Source organism: Ferribacterium limneticum, assembly GCF_020510565.1.
Lineage (GTDB): Bacteria > Pseudomonadota > Gammaproteobacteria > Burkholderiales > Rhodocyclaceae > Azonexus > Azonexus limneticus_B.
Map to the genome: position 1 here is coordinate 18,310 of NZ_CP075189.1, position 21,395 is coordinate 39,704.

The window sequence follows — 21,395 nt, forward strand, 5'->3', positions numbered from 1 at the left end:
GCCATGCAACTAGAACGTATCCTCCAAAAACACGGTTTTGGCTCCCGTCGGGAATGCCGGGGCCTTATCCGCCGCGAACGTGTGGCGATCAATGGCCAGGTTTGCGACGATCCTTTCGTCGAACTCGACACCGAAGGTCTGGTTTTCACCGTCGATGGCGTCGATTGGCCCTACGCCGAATTCGCCACGCTGATGCTCAACAAACCAGCCGGCTACGAATGCTCGCGCAAGCCGAAACATCACGCCAGCGTCCTCGAACTGCTGCCGGTGCCCCTGCGCGAACGCGATGTGCAGCCGATCGGCCGTCTCGACGAAGACACGACCGGCCTGCTGCTGATCACCGACGACGGCCAGCTCAATCACCAGCTCTCCTCGGCCAAGCGCAAGGTGCCGAAAGTCTATCTGGCGACGACCAAGCACCCGCTTGATCAGGCGCAGATCGACCAACTGCTGGCCGGCGTTCTGCTCGCCGATGAGTACGAAACGATTGCCGCTGCCGCCGCCGAAATCGTTGGCGAAAAGCTGCTGCGCCTGACCTTGACCGAAGGCAAATACCATCAGGTCAAACGCATGGTCGCTGCCGTCAGTAATCGCGTCGAGGCGTTGCATCGCGAAGCTGTCGGCGAACTGACCCTGCCGCCCGATCTCAAGCCCGGCGAGTGGCGCTGGCTTTCTGCGGTCGACCTGGAAAAACTGGGCTACACGCAATGACCCTGACCGAAATGCGCTACATCGTGGCTCTCGCCCGCGAGCGGCATTTCGGCAAGGCAGCCGACGCCTGCCACGTCAGCCAGCCGACGCTGTCGGTGGCGCTCAAGAAGGTCGAAGGCCAACTCGGCTCGCCGCTTTTCGAACGGGGCGCCAGCGATGTCCGCATCACGCCGCTCGGAGAGCGTATCGTCGCCCAGGCCACACGCGTGCTCGAGGAAGCCGTCAAGCTCGAAGAAATTGCCGAAGCGACCGGCGAACCGCTGAGCGGCCAGCTCCGCGTCGGCATCATCTACACCATTGCGCCCTACTTGCTGCCCCAGTTGATTCCCGCGCTGAGCAAACAGGCGCCGAACATGCCGCTCTTCCTCAAGGAAGACTTCACGGCCAACCTGATTCCCGCGCTCAAGGCCGGCGAACTCGACGTCATCGTCATCGCCTTGCCTTTCTCCGAACCCGGTCTGGTCGCCCAGCCGGTGTACGACGAGCCTTTCCGCGTCGTCGTCCCGGCCAGCCATCCGTGGGCTTCCCGTTCGGACGTCAATGGCAATGAGCTGGATGGCCAGAACCTGCTTCTGCTCGGCCAGGGAAACTGCTTCCGCGATCAGGTCCTCGAGTCCTGTCCCCGCCTCAGTGCGCCGGATGCCCTCGAACATTCGCTCGAAGGCAGCTCGCTCGAAACCATCCGCTACATGGTCGCCAGCGGCGCAGGCGTCGCGGTGATGCCGAGCACGGCGGCTGATCCGCTGATCAGCAAGGAACCGATGGTCAAGGTGCTGCCTTTTGCCGGCATTCAGCCCAAACGCACCGTCGGCCTCGTCTGGCGCATCACCTTCCCCCGGTCGCAAGCCATCGACGCTGTCCGCGCCGCGCTGCTTTCCTGCCAGCTACCGGGAGCCTCGGCTGTTCGCTGAGGTTTCACGTGGAACGCTTGCCCTGGCCAGAGTTCGCGTTATGACATGAGGGCGGTTTGGTTGCCTGTTGCCATACAATGCGCTTTCATGTGCTGACCAAGGGGCTTCGGATGTTTTGCGGTAAATATATCCAACAAATTTCAACACTCGAAAACGAACTCAAGGACGCCAGGGCGGTACAGCGCGCCCTCGACCGCTCGACGGCGGTCATCGAACTAGGCGTCGATGGCCAGGTCATCGCGGTCAACGACAACTTCTGTTCCACCATGGGCTACTCTTCGGCAGAACTGGTCGGCCAGCAGCATCGCCTGCTCTGCGATGAAGGCTTTGCCCGCAGCCCCGAATATTCGGATTTCTGGGTACGTCTGAGGGCCGGGGAGTTTTTCCGCGGCACCATCAAGCGCCGCCACAAAAGCGGTCGCGACATCTGGCTGGAAGCAAGCTACAACCCGGTGCTCGACGAGCGCGGGCAGGTTCGTAAGGTCGTCAAATTTGCCGCGGACGTGACGCAGCAGATCGAGGAAGCCGCAAAAATGCGCGCCATGGTCCAGGCCATCGAGCGTTCGATGGCGGTCATCGAATTCGGCCTCGACGGCATCATCCTGCGCGCCAACGACAATTTCCTGCGGACCATGGGTTATTCGCTCAACGACATTGCCGGCCGTCATCACCGCTTGTTCTGCGCGCCCGAATTGGCTTCCGGGGCCGAGTACGCGAGCTTCTGGGCAACGCTCGGGCGCGGCGAGTTTCTCGCCGGGCAGTTTGCCCGGGTCGACAGGCAGGGCCGCGAAATCTGGCTGGAAGCCAGCTACAACCCCGTTTTCGGGCCGGATGGAAAGGTCCAGAAAATCGTCAAGTTTGCTTCCGATGTCACCGAGCAGGTCCAGCGCCATCACGCCGAAAAGCAGAGTGCCGCCACCGCCTACGAAGTTGCACTCGAAACCCGGGAAATCTCGCAAAAGGGCGAGGGCATCATTCTGGAAACGGTGACCAAGATGCAGTCCATCGCTGCCATCGTCGAGCAGTCGGCCGGTCTGGTCGAGGCTCTGGGCGAACAAACGACGCGCATCACCTCCATCGTCAATACCATCAAGGAAATCGCCGACCAGACCAATCTGCTGGCCCTCAATGCAGCTATCGAAGCAGCGCGGGCCGGCGAAAGCGGGCGCGGCTTTGCCGTTGTGGCCGACGAAGTCCGCAAACTGGCCGAGCGAACGAGCAAATCGACCGGCGAGATTGGCCAGATGATCCAGGGCATTCAGGCCGAAACTGCTTCGGTGAGCAGCAGCATGAGTAGCGGCCTGAGTGCGGTCTCGGAAGGTGTCGAATTGGCCAGCAACGCCGGTGACGCGATCCAGCAGATGCGCAACGGCGCGACCCGAGTGGTCGAGGTGATCCACGAGTTGTCGGAAGCCGTATCGAAATAAACGGCTTGCTTCGACACCAAACAAAAGCCCCTGGTCGTTACGCCAGGGGCTTTTTGTTGTGGGGCAGGATCAGCTTGCTGCTTCGGCCTTTTTCTTGGGCGGTGCCTTGGGTTTGGCTACCTTCTTCTCGAACTCGAAACCGACCTTGCCATCCTTGGCGACCAGATAAGCCGAGAACTTGCGGCGGGTCCGGTTGGAGACGAATTCCTTGAGCAGGTCGGTCTTGCCTTCGGCCAGCAATTTCTTCATCTGGCCGAGATCAATCGGTTGCTGAAGAATGATCTTGCCTGAGCGGAAATCGCAGGTCTTGTCCGGCCCGACCGATTTTTCGCAGACGTAGGAGTTGCCGTGCTCGAAAACGCTGCCGGCGCATTTCGGGCATTTGCCGATGCTTTCCTGCGCCGAGAAGTCGACCGGCTCGGCATCGGCGGCGTCGGCCTTGTCCTGGCCGAAGTCGAATTCCGGCAATTTGTCGTCGTTGAGCTTGATGGCAGCCGCGAAGGTGCGGCCCATCTTGTTGCGGAAGCCGGTCAGCGGGCCGATCATGCCTTCGTTGATCAGGGTGTCGATTTCGGCCGGTTCGAACTGGCGGCCGGCGACGATCTTCCATAGCGAGTAGTCGCAACCACCGCACTGGAATTTCTTGTAGGTTTCGCGAATCTCGCCACCGCAGCGCGGGCATTTCGCGGTCAGCACGCCGAAGTCGCCGGGAATGGTGTCGGCTTCATAGTGCTTGGCGCGCTCGACCATGTGCCGGGTCATTTCGGCAATTTCGCGCATGAATTCTTCACGCGTGAATTCACCTTTTTCGATGCGGCCGAGCTTCCATTCCCAGTCGCCGGTCAGCTCGGGCTGGGTCAATTCGTTGACGCCTAAGCCGTTCAAAAGGGTCATGAGCGAGAAGGCCTTGGCCGTCGGGATCAGTTCGCGGCCTTCGCGGTGCATGTATTGCTCACCGAGCAGGTTTTCGATGATCTGGGCGCGCGTTGCCGGGGTGCCGAGGCCGCGGCCGGCCATCGCGGCCTTGAGTTCTTCGTCGTCGACCATCTTGCCGGCGCCTTCCATGGCGGAGAGCAGCGTAGCTTCAGAGTAGCGCGGCGGCGGCTTGGTGGCGTTGGCCTTGACGGTAACTTCTTCTGCTTTGACCTTTTCCTTGGCATCGACCGCAACGAGATTGCCCTCGTCGCCATCCTGACCTTCCTTGCCATGCACGGCGAGCCAGCCCGGATTGACCAGCACCTTGCCCTCGGTCTTGAAAGGGTGGCCTTCGACGCGGGTGATGCGGGTGGTCACCATGTATTCGGCGGCCGGGAAGAAGACGGACAGGAAGCGGCGGACGACGAAGTCGTAGAGCTTCTGTTCGAGCTCGTTGAGGCTTTTCGGGGCCTGCGGCGTCGGAATGATGGCGAAGTGATCGCTGATCTTGGCGTTGTTGAAGATGCGCTTGTTGGGCAGCACCCAGTTGCGGGCCAGGATCTGGTGGGCAAACGGCGAATAGCGGGCGAGCAGCACCTCGTCGTGACCCTTGCCGGCGCCTTCGCCGGTCAGCACGGCCAGCGTTTCCTTGACGGTAGGCAGGTAGTCTTCCGGCAGGCAGCGCGAGTCGGTCCGCGGGTAGGTCAGGACCTTGTGCTTTTCGTACAGCGCCTGGGCCAGCGACAGCGTGGTCTTGGCCGAGAAGCCGAAACGGCTGTTGGCTTCGCGCTGCAGGGTGGTCAGATCGAAGAGGCCCGGTGACATTCGGGTTTCCGGCTTGGCTTCTTCGGTTACTTCTCCAGGCTTGCCAAGGGTGGCGGCGCGAATCGCGTCCGCTTTGGCTTGCTCCCAGAGTCGGTCGGCGCGGGCGTGTTCGTCTTCGTTCTTGCCCTTGAAACCTTCGTCGAACCACTTGCCTTTGTAACTGCCGGCTTTGGCGGTGAATTCGGCTTCGACTTCCCAGTAATCGCGTGGCTTGAATTCACGGATGCGTTTTTCGCGCTCGACGACGATGGCCAGCGTCGGTGTCTGCACGCGACCGACGGTGGTCAGGTGGAAGCCACCGGTCTTCGAATTGAAGGCGGTCATCGCCCGCGTGCCGTTGATGCCGACTAGCCAGTCCGATTCGGAGCGGCAAACAGCGGCGTCGCCAAGACCCTGCATTTCGTTGCCGTTGCGCAGGCGCGAGAAACCGTCGCGGATCGCACCCTGCGTCATCGATTGCAGCCACAGCCGCTGTACCGGCTTGCCGGACTTGGTGTGCTGGGCGATGTAATTGAAGATCAATTCGCCTTCGCGCCCCGCGTCACAGGCGTTGATCAGGGCGCTGACATCCTTGCGCTTGATCAGCTTGGCCAGCACCTTGAGGCGGGATTCGGTCTTCTCGATCGGCTTCAATGCAAAGTGCGGTGGGATGACCGGGAGATGGGCAAACGACCATTTGCCCCGCTTGACCTCGAATTCCTCGGGGCAGGCGAGTTCCAGCAGGTGACCGACGGCCGAGGAAATGACGTGGGTGTCACTTTCGAAATAGTCGTCGTGCTTGGTGAAGCCCCCCAACGCTTTGGCGATGTCGGCAGCGACGGAAGGTTTCTCGGCAATTATCAGCTTTTTGGTCATGTTGGGGCCTGTGGAGTCCGGGGCATGATAAGTGCCCGGTGCGCGGCTTGGCAAGCCGTCTCTATATATAGGGAGCCTAGCTCAGACGCTGGTAGCGGTTGCCGGGCAGGGGGGCGATTTTGCCCGAGAGTTCGAGCATCAGGAGTTCGGGGAGTAATTGTTCGGCGCTCTGGCCGGTGTAGTCGACGAGGTCGTCGAGACCGCATGGATCGTGGCCGAGGGCGGCGAGTACAGGGTGTTCGTCGTCCGCCGGGGTGATTTCCGCTTGTTGGTCCGGAGAAGTGAAGTTGCCCAGTTCTTCCAGAACATCGTTGGCGGTTTCAACCAGTTTTGCGCCCTGCTTGATCAGTTTGTGGCAACCGCGAGCCACGGGCGAGTGAATGGAGCCGGGGATGGCGAAAACCTCCCGCCCCTGTTCGCCAGCGAGGCGGGCGGTGATCAGCGAGCCGCTTTCCGGCGCGGCTTCAACGACCAGCACCCCGCGCGACAGGCCGGAAATGATGCGGTTGCGCCGCGGGAAGTTGGCGGCAATGGAGGGCGTTCCGAGCGGAAATTCGGAAATGACGGCGCCGTGTTCGACAATGGCCAGCGCCAGTTCCTTGTTGCGGGCCGGGTAGATGCGGTCGGCACCGGTGCCGATGATCGCAATCGTGTCGCCACCCGCCGCTAACGCGCCACGGTGGGCGGCGGCATCGATTCCCAGCGCCAGGCCGCTGATGATGCAGAGGCCTTTGCCGGCCAGTGTCTTGGCAAAGTTCTCAGCCGTTTGCAGGCCCTGCGGTGTCGCATTGCGGCTACCGACCATGGCCAGCCCGCGCTTCTGGAGCAAGGCGGGATTGCCTCGCACGTAAAGCAGGCTGGGCGGGTCGGCGATTTCGAGCAGGGCCTTAGGGTAGGCGTCATCAGAGAGGGTCAGGATATGCTGTCCCGGCTGACTGGCCCACTCGATGCTGCGGTCGACCTCTGCCGCAGGGTCAAAATCAAAAAGCAGGTCGGCCCGGTCGCCAATAACGCTGCGTGCAGCCAGTCTCCCGGCGGCGAAAACAGCCTCGGGTAAACCGAAAGCGGCGAGTAGCTTTCGTTGCGACTCGCCGCCGATACCGGGGATAAGCGTCAGCCGCAACCAAGCGGCCAGGCCTTCGGTGATGATCACGGGTTTCTTGCCGAGTCTCCGATGATGACGGATTTGGAGGAGTCGACGACCAGTGCGTAAGCGACGTTATCGAATACGCGGAAGACGAAGGCGAGGCCATAACGTTCTTCCGGAACCGGCGTCAAGGTGCGGATGCCTTGATCATCAGTGTTGATCGAGACGCGCTTGCGGAACAGGGCAAGGACGTGGCCTACTTCCAGCCCGTCGCGCTTGCCGCGCGTTAGCGAAACGACGGATGTCGTACCGCCTTCCTGCACCCCACCATAGATCGACATGACCTTTGCTGCTACTTCCTGATCGGGGCGATGCGGGACGTAGGAAATGATATCGGGGGGTGGGGCTGGGATGAGTTCGTCACCGCGAGCCATTTCTTCCTTGGCCATTGTGACGCGCAAGGAAGCTGGCTCTCCGGGTTTGAGCAGGCGAGCGTTGCCCAGGAAGAAAGCTTCGTAGGCAATGGTTGCACCCGTTTCCGGATCCTTGAGCGGCTTGCCCCTGCGGAACACGTGCCATTTTTCAACGCTGGCATCGGGAATGCCGCTGGCGTAGAAGGAGTCGCCGCTACCGAGCAGCATGCGGTCCTCTTGGGCGGCAGTGATTTTCACGCCACTGTTACTGTCGCTCGTTTGAGCAATCAGTGGTTGGGAAATAAATGGCTCGATAACGTTGGGCGGGATGCTCGGGATGACTAGCTGCGACGGAGAGCTATGTACCGTCGGCTGGATCCTGCCGTCCTGGCCGGTGACCCGCTTGGCCATTTTGAGGCGCGGCGACCCACTTGATGTGTCAAGCAGAATGATGTCGCCCGGGTAAATCCAGTGCGGGTTCTTGATTTCTTCCTTGTTCATCTGCCAGATTTCCGGCCAGCGCCAAGGTTGCTTGAGGAATTTGCCCGAAATGTCCCACAGGGTGTCGCCTTTGACGACGATGTGCCGGTCGGGAGGGTTGTCGACGAGCGTTAGCGGCTCGGCGGCCGATGCGCAGGCGGCCGTCACGGCCAGGATGAGCGCGGATATAATGCGAACCATAGTCGTAACCTCACGTGCCGGCGGAACGCATTACCGTCGTCGCAGTCTCAATACAGCGGCGATCAATTTGCGTTCCATATCTCGGGAATTGCTTTAGATTCTGCACGTAATAACCTAATCGAGCAAGCTTTTATTCCTATTTTCATATGGCCCTCTTACCCATTTTGCGTTTCCCCGACCCGCGTCTGAAAAAGGTCGCAGCACTTGTTACCAAGGTCGATGACAGCACCCGAAAACTGGTCGCCGATATGGCTGAAACTATGTACGAGGCTCCGGGAATCGGCTTGGCGGCGACGCAGGTCGACGTACACAAGCGCATCGTCGTGATCGATGTGTCCGAAGACAAGAGCGAACTGCAGGTTTTCATCAATCCGACGCTTGGTCGGTGCGAGGGCTCGCAGATCGGCGAGGAGGGCTGCCTGTCGGTGCCTGGCATCTACGACAAGGTCGAGCGTGCCGAACGGGTGTCGGTGACCTATCTCGATCTCGACGGCAAGCAGCACACGCTGGAGGCTGAGGGCTTGCTGGCGGTGTGCATCCAGCACGAAATCGACCATCTCAACGGGACGGTCTTCGTCGACCACCTGTCGCTGCTTAAACAGACACGGATCAAGAACAAGATGGCCAAACAGGCGCGCGTCACGGCATGAAGCTGATTTTCGCAGGGACACCGGAATTTGCCGCGCAGGCTTTGCGGGCCATTGTTGCCGCGGGCCATGATGTGGCGCTGGTGCTGACGCAGCCAGATCGGCCGGCCGGGCGGGGCATGAGTTTGCAGCCTTCGGCGGTCAAGAAGGTGGCACTGGACAATGGCATTGAGGTCTTCCAGCCACTGACGCTCCGGGACGCCGAGGCGCAGGCGAAGATTGCTGCGATTGGCGCCGAGGTCATGGTCGTTGCGGCCTATGGTCTGATCCTGCCGCAGGTCGTGCTCGACATGCCGCGTTTCGGCTGTATCAATATTCATGGCTCGTTGCTGCCGCGTTGGCGTGGTGCGGCGCCGATTCAGCGGGCCTTGCTGGCCGGCGATGCCGAGACGGGTGTTTGCATCATGCAGATGGAGGCCGGTCTGGATACCGGGCCGGTACTGCTGCGCGGTGCTTTTCCCATCGAGGCCAGCGATACCACGGCCACGTTGCATGATCGATTGGCCGAACTGGGCGCGAAGCTGGCCGTCGAGGCGCTGGGTAAGTTGCCGCTGCCTGCCGAGCAGCAACCGGCTGAGGGAGTGACTTACGCGCACAAGATCGAGAAGGTGGAGGCGCTGATCGATTGGTCGAAGAGCGCGGCGGAACTGGATCGCCACATCCGCGCCTTCAACCCCTTTCCCGGTGCGCAGGCCTTGTTTGGCGGCCAGACGGTGAAATTGTGGCAGGCGACGCCGGTCGCCGGTGAGGGTGAAATTGGTACCATTTTGGCGGTCGACCGGGGCAGTGTTGTCGTGGCCTGTGGTGCAGGCGCGCTGGCGGTCAGCGAATTGCAGAAGGCCGGCGGCAAGCGTTTACCGGTGCAACAATTTCTGGCCGGGCACCCGCTGAAGGTTGGCGACCACTTCGATCTTCCGGCCTGATTGCCGCTGAGCGGTGTCAGCCCGTCGCGACGCGGATCGGCTGTTCGCGAGTGGTTGGCGGCAGCGTTCCGACGACCGCCAGACTGGGCCTTTCGCCTGGCTTCTGGTGGCGCAGCGTCAGATAACGCAGGCAGGTGACGCGTAGGAAGGAGGCGAAGTTTTCGACTTCGCCGCGGTAGGCCTCGATTTCATCGTAGAGCTTGGCGATGAGCTGGTTGGTCGTCATGCCTTCGTTGGCAGCCAGTTCGGCCAGGATGTCCCAGAACAGGTTTTCCAACCGGATCTTGGTGACGAAGCCATGAATGCGCAGCGAGCGGGCCCGCGACTCATAGAGCATCGGGTCGGCCTTGACGTAGATTTCACACATGCAGCCTCCTGGTCGGATCGGGCAACGTCGGCGTGACGTTGCCCGGGCCGGCGGTCAAAGGGTGATTTGGGAACCAAGTAGCGGCAGGAATTTGGCCAGCCAGGCCGGGTGCGCGGGCCAGGCCGGGGCGGTGACCAGATTGCCATCAACGTGGGCCTGATCGACCGGAATGTCGGCATATTGTCCGCCGGCCAAACGAACTTCAGGGCCGCAGGCCGGATAGGCGCTGCACGAACGACCATTCAGAACGCCCGCTGCGGCTAGTAATTGTGCCCCGTGGCAGATCGCCGCAATCGGCTTTCCGGTGTCGGCAAAGTGGCGAACCATGGCCAGGACTTCAGGGTTCAGGCGCAGGTATTCGGGGGCGCGACCGCCCGGAACGACCAGTGCATCGTAGTCTTCAGCGCGGATGTCGGCAAAGCTGGCGTTCAGCGTGAAGTTGTGGCCGGGCTTTTCGCTGTAGGTCTGGTCGCCTTCGAAGTCGTGGATGGCGGTGCGTACCGATTCGCCGGCCTTCTTGCCGGGGCATGCGGCATGGACGGTGTGGCCGACCATGAGCAGCGCCTGGAAGGGCACCATGGTTTCGTAATCTTCGGTGTAATCACCGGTCAGCATGAGAATTTTTTTGGCAGCCATGTTTGTCTCCTTTGTCATGCCGCCGGCAAGATGGTCGGCGGGCAGAAACATTGTCGGAGGATTTTCCGGCTGGCGGGTAGCAGCCGGCTGCTACTTTACCGGTGCCAGACGGCCGCGTCCGACGCTCGTGCACTGCCGGCTTTTCGGTGCGAAACGCTCGATGACTTCGTCGAACAGGGCACTAGCCTTGGAGCTGTTGTCGCCACTAAAGTTGCAGACGTAAACATCGAGCGTGACGCTGGCGATCTCGGGCCAGGTGTGCACGGCGAGGTGGGATTCGGCGAGGACGACGGTGCCGGTGACGCCGGCCGGCTGACCGGCGGCGTCGTGGAAGGTATGGAACAGCCGGCCGACGACAGTCAGGCCGTGGCGCTGGCAGGCGTCAACGCAGAACGATTCGAGCCCTGATGCGTCGAGCAGAAAGCACGGGGCGCAGCGGCAGTCGTGGAGGTCAGCGATCAGGTGCAGGCCGTTCATATGACGATTTTATGGCGTTTCACGTGAAACGCGCTGCTCGAAAATGGCTCCGAGCAGACCGCCTAGCCGGTAGCCGGCCTCGACGATGCGACGGTCGACGATTTCCCGGCTGCGCCGGCGGAAATCCTCGGTGATGATCGGCAGCAGGCTACCGCTGGCCTTCGGGTAGGCCTCGGTGAGCAGGCGATGGCTTTCGTTGCGCCACAGCCCGACATTGCCTTGCGCTGGCGGCGGATGGTTTTCCAGCAGGCGCGCTGCGTTTTGTTGCAGGCGCTTGCCGCGCAGCCAGGGCGGGCCGGGCAGATCGTCCCAGTAAACATGCAGGCTGCTGAACGGCAGGCGCTTGTTGTACGGATTTTCGATTTCGACCTCGTTGCCACCTTCGTCGCCATGGCGGCCGACGTGCAGCGGCTGGTGGATGTCGCCTACGAGGTGGATGAGCCAGGGCAGGGCATTTGAAATTTCGGCCTTTTTTCCGGTTGACCGTAGGATTCGGCTCAGGCGCTCGATTTGAGCGTCCAGTTCGCCTGATTTCGTCTGGCCGGCAGCGTTAAGGTCCACGTAGTGCCAGCGTTTGTGACGCGCCGTGTCGGAGAGTCCGGGAAGCGCTGGCGTGGCGGGGTCTCGGTCTTCGTCGTAAAAGCGCGGGTCGTTGCGAATGTCGTCCGGCCAAGTCGAGGCTTCGGCGAAGATATCGACGTCTTTGCTCGAACGCGATTTTTCCATCCACCGCTCGTAGTCGGGGTGGCGGGACAGCGCCTCGGCGATTGCCGCCTGGCTTGGCGTCGATAGTTGCTGCCACGCAATGACCGCGGTCAGCCGGTGGCCGGCCGCATTCCAGGCACTGGCCGGAGCGGCTACGGCAAAGAAAAGCAGGGCGAGGAGGATTTGCCGCATTCGGCCATTATGCCGCGTGCGATAATGCCCGCCTATGTCCAGTTTGCCGCTCAATTCACTCGCTTACGCCCTGTTGCAGGCGTCCCGCATCGATACTGCCGTTTTCGGCGGGCAGAGTCTGGCCGACGGCCTGCTTGGCCGGGTCGAGCCGGAAGCCCGACCGGCCGTGCAGGAACTCGTCTACGGCAGCCTGCGCGCCTATGGGCGCGGCGATTTCTATCTATCCAGGCTGCTCCAAAAGCCGCTGGCCAGCGACGAAGTGCGCGCCCTGTTGCTGGTTGCCATCTATCGCCTCGAAACCCGGCCGGATGCGGCGCACACCGTTGTTGATCAGGCCGTTTCGGCGGCCGCCGAGGTAGCTGGCGGAAATTTCAAAGCGTTGGTTAATGGTGTGTTGCGCAACTTTCTGCGTCAACAAGCGGTATTGACCGCCGAATTTGCCGCCGACCCCGTTGCATCGGCCATGCATCCGGACTGGTGGCTGGCCCAGTTGCAGGCTGCTTACCCTCAGGACTGGCCAGCCATCGTCGCCGCCGGCAATTTGCCGCCGCCGATGGGCCTGCGCGTCAATAATCGTCGCGTTTCGCGCGACGATTACATCATGAAGCTGGCGGCTGAAGGCATTCCCGCCAAACCGGTCGGCGAATGCGGGCTGGCTCTCGACAAGCCGGTGCCGGTCGACGCGTTGCCGGGTTTCGCCGACGGCTTCGTTTCGGTGCAGGACCCCGGAGCACAAATGGCTGCCACGCTGCTCGATCCAGCGCCGGGCAGCCGTGTGCTCGACGCCTGCGCCGCTCCGGGCGGCAAGACCGCGCACCTGCTCGAACGAAGCGAAATCGACCTGCTCGCCCTCGATCTGAAACCCTCCCGTTGCCGGCGCGTCGCCGAAACATTGTCGCGCCTTGGCCTGAGCGCCGAGATTCAGGATGCCGACTGCGCCAAATTGACGAGCTGGTGGGATGGCCGGCCTTTCGACGCGGTACTCGCTGACGTCCCATGCACAGCCAGCGGCGTCGTGCGCCGCAATCCGGACGCCAAGTGGTTGCGCCGCGAGGCCGACATCGCCAGTTTTGCCACAGCGCAGGCGCGAATTCTCGATGCCTTGTGGCAGGTCGTGCGGCCGGGCGGTAAACTGCTCTACGTGACCTGCTCGGTTTTCCCGGCCGAAAACGGCGGGCAGATTTCGCGCTTCCTGGCGCGCCAGCCGCAGGCTCACCGTTGTCACGAAGAACAGCTCTTACCGACCGCTGAACACGATGGCTTTTTCTATTGCTTGCTCGAAAAGCGTGCTTGACCCTCTGCGCCGATGGCTGCTGTTGCTGCTATTGGTGCCCGTGTTGGCGTGGACCGCAGAAATCGACATCAGCAATCCGCAGCTTTCAGCCAGCGAAGACGGTTATGTTCTCTCGGCCGATTTCAAGTTCGAATTAAATCCCCGCCTCGAAGAAGCGGTGACCAAGGGCGTCGTGCTCTATTTCGTCGCCGACTTCGAGCTGAGCAAAGCACGCTGGTACTGGCTCGATGAAAAACTGGTCAGTCGCAGCCAGACCTACCGCCTGTCCTACCACGCGCTGACCCGGCAGTACCGGCTGACCACCGGTGGCCTGCATCAGTCGTTTCAGACCTTGTCCGACGCCATGCTGGTGCTTTCCCGACTGCGCAGCTGGACCGTCATCGACAAGAACGATAAAGCAGTTCGTCCCGGCGAACCCTACGACGCATCGCTGCGCATGCGGCTCGACGTTACCCAGCTGCCGCGCCCCTTCCAGATCAGCGCACTGGGCAACAAGGACTGGAGCCTCAGTTCCGACTGGAAAATCTGGCCTGCCAACGTCCTTCCGGCAGCGCTGCCGGCGGAGGCCAAATGAAGCGTATCGTCGCGGCGGGCGGCGCTTTCGCGGCAGCCATCGGCGGCATCCTGTGGTTCTTGCTGCTGATGTCGACGGCGGCGGACACCGTGCTTTTCTCCCGCAACTATCCGCTGCTCATTGCCCTCAACGTCGCGCTGGCGCTCGGCATGCTCGGCTTGGTCGGCTGGCAGTTGCGCACGCTGTGGCGGGATTATCAGGCCCAGGTTTTCGGTGCTCGCCTCAAGTTGCGCCTGATGCTGATGTTCGGCGTCATTGCCGTGTTGCCCGGGGCGCTCGTCTACGGCGTTTCTGTGCAGTTCGTCACCCGCTCCATCGAAAGCTGGTTCGATGTACGCGTCGAGAAGGCCCTCGAATCCGGCCTGCAACTGGGCCGCTCGGCCCTCGATTCGCTACTGCTCGATCTTGGCGAAAAGGCGCGTAGCGTGGCCGTCGAACTGTCGGACATCCAGGAGTCATCGCGCCGTTCAGCCCTGTTGCGCCTGCGCGAAGAAAAGGGCGTCCAGTCGATAGCCTTGTTCTCGGTCGGTGGCCAATTGCTGTCGAGCGCGACTACTGAGCTGTCCAGCCTGCTCCCCGATTTGCCCAGCCAGGCCCAGTTGAAACAGGCGCGCAGCACGCAGATGGTGAGCACCATCGAAGGTGAAGGCGGCAAACTCTACCTGCGTGTGCTCGTGCCGGTCAGCGCCCGGGAAATGTTCGAGGAGCCGCGCATCCTGCAACTGACGCAGCCCGTGCCACCGGGCCTCGCCCATGATGCCGACGCCGTGCAGGGGGTTTACCGCGACTATCAGGAATTGCATCTGGCGCGTGAAGGCCTGACCCGCATTTATGCCCTGACGCTGACGCTGACCGTGCTCGTGGCGCTCTTCGGCGCCTTTGCCCTGGCCTACGTGATGGCCCGTCGGCTGGCGGCGCCGCTCTACATTCTGGCCGAAGGCACGCAGGCCGTCGCGCAGGGCGACTTTTCTCCCCGTCAGGCCATCTACAGTGGTGACGAACTCGGCGTCCTGACCCAATCCTTTAACAGGATGACCCGCCAGCTCGATGACGCCCGCCGCGAAACCGAGCGTCACCGGGCAGAGCTTGAATCGGCCCGCGGCTATCTCGAATCGATCCTCGCCAATCTGTCGACCGGCGTACTCGTGTTCGATCGCCATTTCGTCCTGCGCACGGTCAACGAGGGTGCCCTGACTATTTTGAACGACGACTTCATGGGCCTGGTTGGTTCTGCTGCCGAGGATTGGCCACGCCAGCAGGCGCTCGGTACTTTCATCCGGGAGCAATTTTCTGCCACCGAGGAAGCCGAATGGCAGGCCCAGCTCGAAATGGAACGGCCGAACGGCATGCCGCAGGTGCTCCTGCTGCGCGGGTCGCGTCTGCCGGAAGCCAGTGGTGGCGGCGATGTCGTCGTATTCGACGATGTGACCCGCCTGATCGCCGCCCAGCGTAGCGCCGCCTGGGGCGAAGTGGCGCGTCGTCTGGCCCATGAAATCAAGAATCCGCTGACACCGATCCAGCTTTCTGCTGAGCGCCTGCAATTCAAGCTCGCCGACAAGCTTTCCAACGGCGACGCCGACATGCTGGCGCGCGGCACGCAGACGATCATCAACCAGGTTCAGGCCATGAAGCGCATGGTTGATGATTTCCGCGATTACGCCCGGATGCCGGCACCGGAAGTGGCCGAACTCGACCTCAACGAACTGATCGGCGAAGTGCTGGGACTCTACGAAAGCTCGTCAGCGACGATCGAAACCAGACTGGCCGCCGATCTGCCGCCCATTCTCGGCGACGCCACCCAGTTGCGACAGATCATTCACAACCTGCTGCGCAATGCCGAAGATGCGCTGGAAGGCCGTGACGGCACGTGCATCCTGATTCAGACTGAAATGGCTGGTCGCCAAGCCCGGCTGACCATCGCCGACAACGGTCCCGGCTTCCCGGTCGAGCTGTTGCCGCGCATCTTCGAACCCTATGTCACCACCAAGGCCCGTGGCACCGGCCTCGGCTTGCCCATCGTCAAAAAAATAGTCGAAGAACACCTCGGTACCATCGAAATAAGCAATGCACCCGAGGGCGGTGCGCGGATCGATATTCGCCTGCCCCTGGTGAAAGCGGAGGAAGCCAAAAATGGCAATCATTCTGGTCGTTGACGACGAAGTTGGTATACGCGAACTGTTGTCGGAAATTCTGATCGACGAAGGCTACGACGTGCGCGTCGCAGAAAACGCGACGGCTGCCCGCCTGATCCGCAACGAAACACGTCCGGACCTTGTGCTGCTCGACATCTGGATGCCCGACACCGACGGCATCACGCTGCTCAAGGAGTGGCACGCGGCCGGGCATCTCAACATGCCGGTCGTCATGATGTCGGGGCATGGCACGATCGATACGGCGGTCGAGGCGACGCGCTTCGGTGCCTTCGATTTCCTCGAAAAGCCCATCGCGCTGCAAAAACTGCTTTCTACGGTTCAGAAAGCCCTCAAGCACGACAAGCCACCGGCGCGTCTGGCGCTGACGCTGGAGGCGTTCAGCCGTATTTCCTTCGTCAAGGAATTCAAGCGGCGTCTCGAGCAGGCGGCGGCCAAGTCGCCCATTTTGCTGATCAAGGGCGCCAACGGCGGGATGGCAGAAATTTGCGCCCGGACCCTGCAACCGCCGCGCGCACCATGGCTCGATCTGTCCGGCGTGAGCAGCGCGTTGACGCAGGAAATGCTCGAAAAGGTGACCGGAGGGATCCTGTTCGTGCCGGATATGGCCGGGCTCGGCAAAATGCAGCAAATGAACATGGCTTTTGCGGTCGACCGTCTGGAAAAGCTCAATTTGCAAATGATCGCCGCCACGGCGAGCAGCGCCAGCGCGCTCAGTGAAGCCGGTTGGGACAGCAAACTGCTGGCCCGCCTTGGTGAAATCTGGGTGGCCGTGCCGTCGCTGGCCGGGCATGGAGATGAGCTGCCGGAAATCGCCAGTCTGTTGCTGACCAATTTCGTCGAGCGCGGCGAGGTGCCGGCCCGTCGCTTGTCGAGCGGGGCGCTCAATGCACTGCGTACCTTGTCCTGGAAAGCCAACCCGGAATCAAGCTGGAACGATCTTTACGCGCTGGTGCGCAATCTGGCGATCACTTCCCTCGAAGAAGAGATCAGCGCCGAGGATGTGGCTCGCGTCATGCCGGCCGACGTCGGTGGCAGCCCGGAAATTCTATCGTTGCTGCCGCTCTTCGATCAGCCCCTGCGCGAGGCGCGCGATGCCTTCGAAAAAATGTACTTCGAACATCACCTGCGTCTTGAAGGTGGCAATATGACGAAATTGGCTGAACGTTCCGGGCTGGAGCGCACCCATCTTTATCGAAAACTGAAGCAACTGGACGTCAAGCTCGGCAAGCGCAACGAAGAATAAGCACCCGGGGGTACGGGTTAAGGGGGAGACATGAAAGTCATCATTCTCGGTGCCGGGCAGGTCGGCGCCAGCGTGGCCGAAGGGCTGGTTTCGGAAGAAAACGACATCACCGTCGTCGATAGCGACGGCGTCCGCCTGATGGCGCTGCAGGACAAGCTGGACCTGCGGACGGTGGTGGGCAATGCCGCCCATCCGTCGATATTGCGTGCGGCGGGCGCAGACGATGCAGATCTGGTCATTGCGGTGACGCAAAGCGACCAAACCAATCTGGTCGCCTGCAAACTGGCGCACAGTATTTTCAACGTGCCGACACGGATCGCCCGCCTGCGCGCGCAGGATTTTCTCGACGATCCGCAGCTGTTAACCGACGAGAATTTCGCGGTCGACCATGCGATTTGCCCGGAAATGGTGATCTCGGAATATATCCAGCGCTTGATCGAGTTTCCTGAGGCGCTACAGGTCATGCAGTTCGCATCGGGGCGAGTCTGTCTCGTAGCGGTTAGGGCTTACGAAGGGGGCTTGCTGGTCGATAAACCGATCTGCGACATGCGCAAGCATTTGCCGCTGGGCATGGATGCACGGATCGCCGCCATTTTCCGTGACGAGCAGCCCATTTCTCCGGAAGGCGATACCCTGATCAGGGCCGGCGACGAAGTTTTCGTGCTGGCGGCGACCGAGAATATTCGGCCGGTTCTGCGCGAGTTGCGGCGCATGATGACCAGGGTGCAGCGAATTGTGATCGGCGGGGCTGGCAATATCGGCTTGCGCGTTGCCCGGGCGCTCGAGTCCCGTTATGAAGTCAAGCTGATCGAGAATCGGCAGGATCGCGCCGAACAGGCAGCCAATTCGCTGAAGGATGCGCTGGTCCTGTTTGGCGACAGTACCGACGAGGATTTGCTGGAGCAGGAAAACATCCAGGACATGGACCTCTTCCTGGCGCTGACCAACGACGACGAAAACAACATCATGTCGGCGTCGCTGGCCAAGCGGATGGGCTGCAAGCGGGTGGTTGCCATCGTCAACCGACGGGCCTATGCCGAGATGATCCAGGGCGGTCCGATCGATATCGCCATTTCGCCGGCCCAGGTATCGATCGGCAGCCTGCTCGCCCATCTGCGCAAGGGCGACGTGGTCGCCGTGCATTCCCTGCGCCGCGGCGCAGCCGAAGCGCTGGAGATTGTCGCCCACGGCGATGCCAAGAATTCCCAGGTAGTCGGCCGACGCATTGACCAGATTGCCTTCCCTCCGGGCGTGACCGTGGCGGCGCTGGTCCGCAATTTCGATCAGGTGGAGATGCTGCAGGTACGCGACGACGGTACCGTCGACCGGCGGGCTGGCCACGTCGTGATCGCCCATGGCGATACCGTCATCGAGGCGGGCGATCATGTCATCGTCTTCTGCCTGTCGAAAAAACTGGTCCGCAAGATCGAAGCGCTGTTCCAGGTCAGTGTCGGGTTTCTCTGAGCGGAGGAAGTCATGAATACCCTGCTGCCCGTACTGCACGTGATGGGGATGATGCTGCTCTTCTTCGCAGCGACCTACGTGATGCCGATTGCCAGTTCGTTGATCTACGCCGACGGCACCACCGGCGAGTTTCTCGATGCCCTGCTGGCCTGCCTGGCCTGCGGCGCCGGGCTGGTTTTTGCTACCCGGCGCTACAAGCGGGAACTGCGGCCGCGCGACGGCTTCCTGCTGGTTACGCTGGCCTGGGTGCTGATGGCGGCCATCGCCACGGTGCCGTTGATGCTGAACATCGAGAATCTGTCGTTTACCGATGCCTTCTTCGAATCGATGTCCGGCCTGACGACAACCGGGGCCACAGTGCTGACCGGTATCGAGAAACTCCCGCCGTCGGTCAATCTGTGGCGCCATGAACTCAACTGGCTGGGCGGCATGGGCATCATCGTGCTGGCCGTGGCCATCCTGCCCTTGCTCGGCGTGGGCGGCATGCAGCTGTACAAGGCGGAAACGCCGGGGCCGATGAAGGATTCGAAATTGACGCCGCGCATTGCCGGGACGGCGAAGGCATTGTGGCTGGTCTATTTCGGCATTACAGCAGCCTGCATCGCAGCGCTCAAGCTGGCCGGGATGAATTGGCTGGACGCAATCTGCCATGCCTTCGCGGCACTTTCCTTGGGTGGCTTTTCGACCTATGACGCCAGCGTCGGGCAGTTCAATTCACCGCTGATCGAAGGCGTGCTGATCTTCTTCATGATGGTCGCCGGCATGAATTTCGCCACCCACTTCCTGGCCTGGCGCGGGCGCTCGCTGCTTTGCTACTGGCGGGATACCGAGGCCAAGGCCTTCGTTGCCCTGATTGCATCGAGCATCCTGGTCTGCTCGCTGTATCTCTGGAAAACCGACGTCTATGACGATCTCGGCGTCGCGCTGCGCCATGTCGCCTTCAATCTGGTATCGATTGCCACCGACTGTGGCTTTGCCAGCGTCGACTACGACAAGTGGCCGATCTTTGTCCCGCTGTGGATGCTGTTCCTGTCCTGCGTCGCGGTCTCGTCCGGGTCCACAGGTGGCGGCATCAAGATGATCCGCACGCTGATCCTTACCCGGCAGGCGACGCGGGAACTGGAAAAATTGATTCATCCGAACGTCGTCAATCCGATGCGCATCGGCGGCAGCGTCATTCCCCCGACCATCGCCAATGCCGTGATGGGATTCATTTTCCTGTATGCCCTGACCGTTGGCGAACTGACTTTCTTCCTGGTCGCCAGTGGCCTCGATTTCATTTCGGCATTCACCGCCATCATCGCCTGCATCAACAACGCCGGGCCCGGGCTGAATGTCGTCGGGCCGGCCCAGAACTATCAGGCGCTGACCGATTTCCAGACCTGGATCTGCGCGCTGGCCATGCTTGCCGGGCGCCTGGAAATTTTCTCGCTGGTCGTGCTGTTCACCCCCGCCTTCTGGCGTAAGTGACCTGAGCCGCGGAAAGGCGGATAATTCCGCCTTTCCGATTTTCTGGCGGAGTCCGACGTGAGCCGACCCAAGAACGATACTTTCCTGCGCGCCCTTCTCAAAGAGCCGACCGAATACACCCCGCTGTGGCTGATGCGCCAGGCCGGACGTTACCTGCCCGAATACTGCGAAACCCGCAAACGGGCCGGCAACTTCCTGAACCTGTGCAAGTCGCCGAGCATGGCCTGCGAGGTCACGCTGCAGCCGTTGGCTCGCTACAACCTCGACGCCGCCATCCTGTTCTCCGACATCCTGACCGTGCCGGACGCCATGGGCCTCGGCCTGTACTTCGCCGAAGGCGAGGGCCCCAAGTTCGAGCGCCCGCTGCGTGAAGAATGGGCTATCAACAACCTGACAGTGACCGATCCCTACGAACACCTCGGCTACGTCATGGATGCCGTTTCGGAAATTCGCCGCGCCCTGGATAACTCGGTGCCGCTCATCGGTTTCTCTGGCAGCCCCTACACGCTGGCTTGTTATATGGTCGAAGGCGAGGGCTCGAGCGATTTCCGCAATATCAAGGGCATGCTCTACAACCGCCCGGACCTGCTGCACCGCATCCTGTCGGTGACGGCAGATTCCGTGATTGCCTACCTGAACGCCCAGATCGATTGTGGCGCCCAGGCCGTGATGATCTTCGACACCTGGGGCGGCTCGCTTTCCAATGCGGCCTACGAAGAGTTTTCCTTGCAATACATGCGTCGCATCGTGGCCGGCCTCAAAAAGGAAAAAGACGGCCAGCGCATTCCGAGCATCGTGTTTACCAAAAACGGCGGCCTGTGGCTGGAAAAGATCGCCGACATCGGTTGCGATGCCGTTGGCCTCGACTGGACTATCGACATCGGCGAAGCCCGCCGTCGCGTTGGCGACAAAGTGGCGCTGCAGGGGAATCTCGATCCGAATGTGCTGTTCGCGCAGCCGGAAATTGTCGCTGCCGAAGCGAAAAAAGTGCTCGACAGCTTCGGCCCGGCCAATACCGGCCACGTTTTCAACTTGGGTCACGGCATTTCCCAATTCACTCCGCCGGATAGCGTTACCGCACTCGTCGAGACGGTGCATTCATACAGCCGCGTATTACGTAAGTAATAGCTATAAATGAGGGGCAAGGCTTGACTTATGCACAGAGTTTTGCCCCTCACTAAAAATAAACTCCGAAAAACCATTGACTCAGCATTGTTTATTTAAATTATTGAATTTAAACGAATAATGATGTTGCTCAATATTTCGGCAGAGTGACGGAATCCTTACCAAACCGTTACCTGGCGCCAAAGTCAAAAAGAAATCCACAAAGTTATCCACAGTTTTTGTGGACAACTCAAAAACCCTGGTTTTGGGTCGCAATAAATCCGAATTTTTGGAGAAATAACGGCTTTGGCCGGTAAATCC

Annotated in this window: 19 protein-coding genes; 12 read left to right on the plus strand and 7 right to left on the minus strand. The window is 61.2% G+C overall.

The window, feature by feature from the left end; translation table 11 throughout:
• The first annotated feature begins 3 nt into the window (after positions 1-3).
• The 3 genes from KI610_RS00070 (at position 4) to KI610_RS00080 (ending at position 3,049) form a co-directional block, all read left to right on the plus strand.
• Positions 4-711 (plus strand): pseudouridine synthase, encoded by a 708-nt coding sequence (locus KI610_RS00070; RefSeq protein WP_226496698.1) that lies wholly within the window; start codon positions 4-6, stop codon positions 709-711.
• Entirely contained in the window at positions 708-1,622 is a 915-nt protein-coding gene (locus KI610_RS00075) for a hydrogen peroxide-inducible genes activator (RefSeq protein WP_226496699.1), read from the plus strand. The genes KI610_RS00070 and KI610_RS00075 overlap by 4 nt, the downstream gene beginning before the upstream one ends.
• 110 nt (positions 1,623-1,732) lie before the next feature.
• A complete protein-coding gene (locus KI610_RS00080; RefSeq protein ID WP_226496700.1) occupies positions 1,733-3,049 on the plus strand; it encodes a methyl-accepting chemotaxis protein in 1,317 nt (438 codons plus the stop codon).
• Between the two features lie 69 nt (positions 3,050-3,118).
• Here KI610_RS00080 and KI610_RS00085 read toward each other — a convergent pair whose 3' ends face one another.
• The 3 genes from KI610_RS00085 to KI610_RS00095 form a co-directional block, all read right to left on the minus strand.
• Entirely contained in the window at positions 3,119-5,644 is a 2,526-nt protein-coding gene (locus KI610_RS00085; protein ID WP_226496701.1) for a DNA topoisomerase III, read from the minus strand.
• Between the two features lie 76 nt (positions 5,645-5,720).
• Positions 5,721-6,794 carry a DNA-processing protein DprA gene (dprA, locus tag KI610_RS00090; protein ID WP_404827512.1) on the minus strand — a complete coding sequence of 358 codons (1,074 nt, stop codon included), beginning with the start codon at positions 6,792-6,794 and terminating at the stop codon, positions 5,721-5,723.
• Positions 6,794-7,825 (minus strand): LysM peptidoglycan-binding domain-containing protein, encoded by a 1,032-nt coding sequence (locus KI610_RS00095; protein ID WP_226496703.1) that lies wholly within the window; start codon positions 7,823-7,825, stop codon positions 6,794-6,796. The genes dprA and KI610_RS00095 overlap by 1 nt, the downstream gene beginning before the upstream one ends.
• Before the next feature lie 146 nt (positions 7,826-7,971).
• Here KI610_RS00095 and def point away from each other — a divergent pair, with 146 nt between their 5' ends.
• A complete protein-coding gene (gene def / locus KI610_RS00100; RefSeq protein ID WP_226496704.1) occupies positions 7,972-8,475 on the plus strand; it encodes a peptide deformylase in 504 nt (167 codons plus the stop codon).
• Entirely contained in the window at positions 8,472-9,395 is a 924-nt protein-coding gene (gene fmt / locus KI610_RS00105; RefSeq protein WP_226496705.1) for a methionyl-tRNA formyltransferase, read from the plus strand. The genes def and fmt overlap by 4 nt, the downstream gene beginning before the upstream one ends.
• Positions 9,396-9,411: 16 nt before the next feature.
• Here fmt and KI610_RS00110 read toward each other — a convergent pair whose 3' ends face one another.
• The 4 genes from KI610_RS00110 to KI610_RS00125 form a co-directional block, all read right to left on the minus strand.
• Positions 9,412-9,762, minus strand: coding sequence for a ribbon-helix-helix domain-containing protein (locus KI610_RS00110; RefSeq protein WP_226496706.1), 351 nt, complete (start codon positions 9,760-9,762; stop codon positions 9,412-9,414).
• 54 nt (positions 9,763-9,816) lie between these two features.
• Positions 9,817-10,398, minus strand: a complete 582-nt coding sequence (locus KI610_RS00115; protein ID WP_226496707.1) for a DJ-1/PfpI family protein — start codon at positions 10,396-10,398, stop codon at positions 9,817-9,819.
• Between the two features lie 90 nt (positions 10,399-10,488).
• Positions 10,489-10,875 (minus strand): adenosylmethionine decarboxylase, encoded by a 387-nt coding sequence (gene speD / locus KI610_RS00120; RefSeq protein ID WP_226496708.1) that lies wholly within the window; start codon positions 10,873-10,875, stop codon positions 10,489-10,491.
• 9 nt (positions 10,876-10,884) lie between these two features.
• Positions 10,885-11,772: a S1/P1 nuclease gene (locus KI610_RS00125; protein ID WP_226496709.1), complete on the minus strand. Its 888-nt coding sequence runs from the start codon at positions 11,770-11,772 to the stop codon at positions 10,885-10,887.
• A 34-nt stretch (positions 11,773-11,806) separates the two neighbouring features.
• Here KI610_RS00125 and rsmB point away from each other — a divergent pair, with 34 nt between their 5' ends.
• The 7 genes from rsmB to hemE are packed head-to-tail and all read left to right on the plus strand — an operon-like array spanning position 11,807 to position 21,095.
• Positions 11,807-13,066: a 16S rRNA (cytosine(967)-C(5))-methyltransferase RsmB gene (gene rsmB, locus KI610_RS00130; protein ID WP_226496710.1), complete on the plus strand. Its 1,260-nt coding sequence runs from the start codon at positions 11,807-11,809 to the stop codon at positions 13,064-13,066.
• Positions 13,067-13,106: 40 nt separating this feature from the next.
• Positions 13,107-13,640 (plus strand): DUF4390 domain-containing protein, encoded by a 534-nt coding sequence (locus tag KI610_RS00135; protein WP_226496711.1) that lies wholly within the window; start codon positions 13,107-13,109, stop codon positions 13,638-13,640.
• On the plus strand, positions 13,637-15,793 hold the full coding sequence (locus KI610_RS00140; RefSeq protein WP_226496712.1) for a sensor histidine kinase: 2,157 nt from the start codon (positions 13,637-13,639) through the stop codon (positions 15,791-15,793). The genes KI610_RS00135 and KI610_RS00140 overlap by 4 nt, the downstream gene beginning before the upstream one ends.
• Positions 15,771-17,036, plus strand: coding sequence for a sigma-54-dependent transcriptional regulator (locus KI610_RS00145; protein ID WP_226496713.1), 1,266 nt, complete (start codon positions 15,771-15,773; stop codon positions 17,034-17,036). The genes KI610_RS00140 and KI610_RS00145 overlap by 23 nt, the downstream gene beginning before the upstream one ends.
• Before the next feature lie 30 nt (positions 17,037-17,066).
• Positions 17,067-18,500: a Trk system potassium transporter TrkA gene (trkA, locus tag KI610_RS00150; RefSeq protein WP_226496714.1), complete on the plus strand. Its 1,434-nt coding sequence runs from the start codon at positions 17,067-17,069 to the stop codon at positions 18,498-18,500.
• A gap of 12 nt (positions 18,501-18,512) precedes the next feature.
• Positions 18,513-19,970 carry a TrkH family potassium uptake protein gene (locus tag KI610_RS00155; protein ID WP_226496715.1) on the plus strand — a complete coding sequence of 486 codons (1,458 nt, stop codon included), beginning with the start codon at positions 18,513-18,515 and terminating at the stop codon, positions 19,968-19,970.
• Positions 19,971-20,027: 57 nt separating this feature from the next.
• Positions 20,028-21,095: a uroporphyrinogen decarboxylase gene (gene hemE, locus KI610_RS00160; protein WP_226496716.1), complete on the plus strand. Its 1,068-nt coding sequence runs from the start codon at positions 20,028-20,030 to the stop codon at positions 21,093-21,095.
• Positions 21,096-21,395 lie beyond the last annotated feature (300 nt).

Coding starts and splice junctions, on each gene's coding strand:
- KI610_RS00070 (WP_226496698.1), top strand. CDS start 4: ATGCAACTAGAACGTATCCTCCAAAAACACGGTTTTGGCTCCCGTCGG.
- KI610_RS00075 (WP_226496699.1), top strand. CDS start 708: ATGACCCTGACCGAAATGCGCTACATCGTGGCTCTCGCCCGCGAGCGG.
- KI610_RS00080 (WP_226496700.1), top strand. CDS start 1,733: ATGTTTTGCGGTAAATATATCCAACAAATTTCAACACTCGAAAACGAA.
- KI610_RS00085 (WP_226496701.1), bottom strand. CDS start 5,644: ATGACCAAAAAGCTGATAATTGCCGAGAAACCTTCCGTCGCTGCCGAC.
- KI610_RS00095 (WP_226496703.1), bottom strand. CDS start 7,825: ATGGTTCGCATTATATCCGCGCTCATCCTGGCCGTGACGGCCGCCTGC.
- def (WP_226496704.1), top strand. CDS start 7,972: ATGGCCCTCTTACCCATTTTGCGTTTCCCCGACCCGCGTCTGAAAAAG.
- fmt (WP_226496705.1), top strand. CDS start 8,472: ATGAAGCTGATTTTCGCAGGGACACCGGAATTTGCCGCGCAGGCTTTG.
- KI610_RS00110 (WP_226496706.1), bottom strand. CDS start 9,762: ATGTGTGAAATCTACGTCAAGGCCGACCCGATGCTCTATGAGTCGCGG.
- KI610_RS00115 (WP_226496707.1), bottom strand. CDS start 10,398: ATGGCTGCCAAAAAAATTCTCATGCTGACCGGTGATTACACCGAAGAT.
- speD (WP_226496708.1), bottom strand. CDS start 10,875: ATGAACGGCCTGCACCTGATCGCTGACCTCCACGACTGCCGCTGCGCC.
- KI610_RS00125 (WP_226496709.1), bottom strand. CDS start 11,772: ATGCGGCAAATCCTCCTCGCCCTGCTTTTCTTTGCCGTAGCCGCTCCG.
- rsmB (WP_226496710.1), top strand. CDS start 11,807: ATGTCCAGTTTGCCGCTCAATTCACTCGCTTACGCCCTGTTGCAGGCG.
- KI610_RS00140 (WP_226496712.1), top strand. CDS start 13,637: ATGAAGCGTATCGTCGCGGCGGGCGGCGCTTTCGCGGCAGCCATCGGC.
- KI610_RS00145 (WP_226496713.1), top strand. CDS start 15,771: ATGGCAATCATTCTGGTCGTTGACGACGAAGTTGGTATACGCGAACTG.
- trkA (WP_226496714.1), top strand. CDS start 17,067: ATGAAAGTCATCATTCTCGGTGCCGGGCAGGTCGGCGCCAGCGTGGCC.
- KI610_RS00155 (WP_226496715.1), top strand. CDS start 18,513: ATGAATACCCTGCTGCCCGTACTGCACGTGATGGGGATGATGCTGCTC.